The sequence below is a fragment of the Mesorhizobium sp. M7A.F.Ca.CA.002.09.1.1 genome (assembly GCF_003998555.1).
Taxonomy (GTDB): domain Bacteria; phylum Pseudomonadota; class Alphaproteobacteria; order Rhizobiales; family Rhizobiaceae; genus Mesorhizobium; species Mesorhizobium ciceri.
The window spans coordinates 1-3,749 of the sequence record NZ_RZRR01000570.1; the positions used below are offsets into that span (position 1 = coordinate 1).

5 protein-coding genes are annotated in these 3,749 nt (G+C 62.8%); 1 reads left to right on the forward strand and 4 read right to left on the reverse strand.

Annotated features, from left to right (window positions below):
* Both EN994_RS22140 and EN994_RS22145 read right to left on the reverse strand, forming a co-directional pair.
* The coding region (locus EN994_RS22140) for a dihydrofolate reductase (RefSeq protein ID WP_164746071.1) at positions 1-192 on the reverse strand (192 nt) is incomplete at its 3' end.
* The gene (locus tag EN994_RS22145; protein WP_063168277.1) at positions 192-1,193 is read right to left on the reverse strand and encodes a DUF4424 domain-containing protein; all 1,002 of its coding nucleotides are present in this window, start codon (positions 1,191-1,193) and stop codon (positions 192-194) included. The genes EN994_RS22140 and EN994_RS22145, both read right to left, overlap by 1 nt.
* Before the next feature lie 204 nt (positions 1,194-1,397).
* Here EN994_RS22145 and cobF point away from each other — a divergent pair, with 204 nt between their 5' ends.
* A complete protein-coding gene (cobF, locus tag EN994_RS22155) occupies positions 1,398-2,174 on the forward strand; it encodes a precorrin-6A synthase (deacetylating) (protein WP_013531027.1) in 777 nt (258 codons plus the stop codon).
* Positions 2,175-2,300: 126 nt separating this feature from the next.
* Here the strand turns inward: cobF and EN994_RS22160 are convergent, their stop codons facing one another.
* On the reverse strand, positions 2,301-2,642 hold the full coding sequence (locus tag EN994_RS22160; RefSeq protein ID WP_063168278.1) for a winged helix-turn-helix domain-containing protein: 342 nt from the start codon (positions 2,640-2,642) through the stop codon (positions 2,301-2,303).
* Between the two features lie 80 nt (positions 2,643-2,722).
* Positions 2,723-3,749, reverse strand: a 1,027-nt coding sequence (gene modC / locus EN994_RS22165) for a molybdenum ABC transporter ATP-binding protein (protein ID WP_127307809.1), incomplete at its 5' end; no start/stop codon positions are given.

Sequence of the window (3,749 nt, forward strand, 5' to 3'; positions counted from 1 at the left end):
GGTCACGACGATGTTCAACCTGCCCGGCAGCGGTCGACCGATGCCCTCATAGGTCTTGCGGCCCATGATGATAGGCTTGCCCATCGTATCGGCCTTGAAGCGCTTGAGATCGGTGGAGAGCCGCCACGGGAGCCCGCCGTCCCGCCCGATCACGCCGTTCTCGGCAATGGCAACGTAGATTGCGACATGCATCAATTTTCGCCCGTCGGCTCGAGGATCAGGATGTCGATGTCGCGCTCGGGGTAGAAATCATCCGCCGTCATCTCGAAGGTCGTCGGTCCGGTCTTTTTGACATTGTCGCCGCAGAACGAGACCAGGGCTTTCGGATTGCCCTTGTCGATCGTCAGCTTGAACTTGCCGATCGTGCCCGTAGCCCAGTTGCCGCCGGTGGTCAGGATATAGGCGATGCGGCTCTCGAAATATTTGGGGTAGCCGTCAGGGTCGTCCTTGGCCGCCTTGCGCACCGCATTTTCGAATGTGCCGTCCATGCAATACCGGGTCTTGTAGGCCGCATACTGACCCTGGAATTTGCCGTCGTAGAAGAAGCTGACCGAAGACGTGCCGCCGACGCTCGGTCTGTAGTGGTGGGAAACATGGACGTCCTTGTTGGCCGGAAAGGTCGAGCGCCACCAGTAGGTCGAACGCAATTGCCAGAACGGGGTGTAGACCTTGCTCGTCTCGGTGCCGTCGCTGCCGGTGTCCTCGATGATGATGCCGCGGTTGACCCAGTCATCGACAACCGCTTGCGGCAGCTTCGCCAGCGCCGCCTTCGCCGCATCGCCGAAAGGATAGAACGGCACGTTTTGCGCCTTCAGCTCAGCGCTGATGTCGATGCCGAGCGCCAACACCTTCTGCTCGAGCTGCGGCTTTGCGGCGACACCGTCGATCGTCACCTCGAAACCGAGGAAATTATCGCTCTGATTTTCAGGAATCGCCGGGATTTCTTCGGGATTGCCCGATATGTCGGGCATCGGGAAGGCGACGATGGCCTGGACATCCTGATCGGTGTTGTTGTGGAAGACATAGTCGACCGTGACCTTTTCCGGCGAGATGAAAAGGTCCTCGCTTTGCATCGCCACGGCATCGCTGCGCGACAGGATCAGGCCGCCGGTGCCAAGTTCGGCAACCGAATCATTGGCGAAAGCGGGTGCGGACGACAAGGCCAGCACGGCGGTCAGAACATATCGCAACATGGAAGCCCCCTCGGCTGGAATGCCTGCAGGACCCTAGCCGTTTCAATGTGGCGTTCAAAGCCCTTCCGTATCCGCGGACGCACCAAAGGGAGATGGACTGCGGTCTGGACACGCGCCAGCGCGGTCTGGACACGCGCCAGCGCGGTCTGGACACGCGCCAGCGCGGTCTGGACTAACGGGTTCCGATCGGGCAGGAGTTCGCCCATGCGCAAGCTTCTCGTCATCGGCATCGGCGCCGGCAATCCCGACCACATGACCGTTCAGGCCATATCAGGCCTGAACCAGGCGGATGTGCTGTTCATTCCCGACAAGGGCGCGAAAAAAAATGAATTGGCCGAACTGCGCCGTCAGATCTGCGACCGCTTCGTCACCAATCCGAAGTCGCGGCGCGTCGAATTCGACGTGCCGGTGCGCGACCTCCCGGTAGAAGATGGGCCGGCGCCCTCCTACCGCTCGACCGTCGATGACTGGCATGAAGCCATCGCCGCCATTTACGAAGGCCTGATCCGCGACGAGATTGCAGGCGACGGCTGCGGCGCCTTCCTGATCTGGGGCGACCCTTCGCTCTATGACAGCGCGTTGCGCATCCTTGAGCGCGTGCGCCTGCGAGGCGATGTGGCGTTCGAGCTTGAGGTCATCCCCGGCATCACCGCCGTCCAGGCACTTGCCGCCAGCCACAAGATGGCGCTGAACCGCATCGGCGATTCCGTCCTCATTACCACCGGCCGCCGCCTGACCGAAGAAGGCATGCCGGACAATGCCGGCAGCGCGGTCGTCCTGCTGGACGGCAAATGCGCCTTCAACACGCTGGCCGACAAGGATGTCGTCATCCATTGGGGCGCCTATCTCGGAACGGAAGACGAGATCACCCTCTCCGGCAGGATCGGTGACATCGGCGCAAAGATCGAAAAAGTTCGAGAGGAAGCTCGTCGGCGGAAGGGCTGGATCATGGACAGCTATTTGCTGCGCAAGCCCGAATAGGAAGGCAATAGGGGAGTAAGGCAGTAGGGGAGTAGGTGAATGACGTTTTGTGTTGGAAGACAGCACGCGAATGCCTCCCTACTGCCCTACTGCCCTACTGCCCTACTGCCCTACTGCCCTACTCCCTCACCCAGCCTCAATCTCCGCCTGCAACGCCTCCATATGCGTCGCTGCCGCGGCCGCCGCCGCGCGCTCGATGGCGCGGAAGCGGCTGACCACTGCCAGGCCGACCGCCGTCAACTGTGCGCCGCCGCCCTTGCGGCCGCCGGTCTGTGCCGCCACCAGCGGCTTGCCGAATACCCGGTTCATGTCCTCGACCAGGTCCCAGGCGTGCTTATAGGACATCTCCATGCCGCGCGCGGCGGCCGAGATGGAGCCGAAGGCGGCGATCTGTTCCAGGAGCTTGATCTTGCCCGGCCCGACGCGCCCGTCGGGATCGAGATTTATCCGCAAGCTCAGCGACGGCATCTTTGCTCTCCGCGGTCACATCCCAACATCATACTAGAAGCTCCCTGGCGAAACCGCTATTCCAAAAAGACATAGCGGGATCATCCACCCGTCTCGGGGGGCAGGCCGGCGCCGGTGTTCGCCCGATCGAAGCTCACCGTCTTGATCACCGCGAAAACCTTGCCGCCAAGATGAAGCTTCAGCGCCTGCCGCGACTGTTCGGTGATGCGGGCAAGCACGGTTGCGCCATTGCAGTCGATACCGACCTCGACCGCCGGTCCCTCGCCGGGGCTCATCGCGGTAATGGTTCCCGGCAGGATGTTGAGCGCGCTGAGACCCCTCGGCTTTTCGGTGGCGATCATCACATCGCGGGCGCGGATACGGATGCGCACCGGCGTACCTGTCTTCATCGCCAGCTGTGGCACCCGGAGCTCGCCCGCAGCCGAGCCGAGCACGGTCATGCCGAAACTCTCGTCGTGATGCAGCACCTTGGTGTCCAGCACGGCGCCGCCCTCACCGCGCTCCTCCGCCGGCAACAGGTCGAGCCTTTGCATCACCGCCTCGGTCGGCCCGCTGGCAACGACATTGCCCTGCGCCAGCATCACCACGTCGCTGGCCAGCCGCGCCACTTCGGCGACCGAATGACTGACATAGACGATCGGGATTTTGATCTCGTCGCGCAGCCTTTCGACATAGGGCAGGATTTCGGCCTTGCGCGCCTCGTCGAGCGAGGCCAGCGGTTCGTCCATGAGCAGCAGTCTGGGGCTGGCAAGCAATGCCCGGCCGATCGCCACACGCTGTTTCTCGCCACCTGAGAGCTTTGCCGGCCGCCTGTTCATGAGCGGCCCGATGCCGAGCAGGTCGACGACGGCATCGATATCGGCGTAGCGCTCCGCCGGCGGCGTGAACCAGCGGCCGTAGCGAAGATTGCCGGCAACGCTCAAATGCGGAAACAGCCTTGCGTCCTGGAACACCATGCCGATGCGGCGCTTGTGCTTCGGCACGAAAATGCCGGCACCGGTATCGACCAGCACACGGCCGTCAACCTCGATGCGTCCCTTGTCGGGCCGGATCAGCCCGGCAATCATGCCGATCAGCGTCGTCTTGCCCGACCCCGACGCTCCGAAC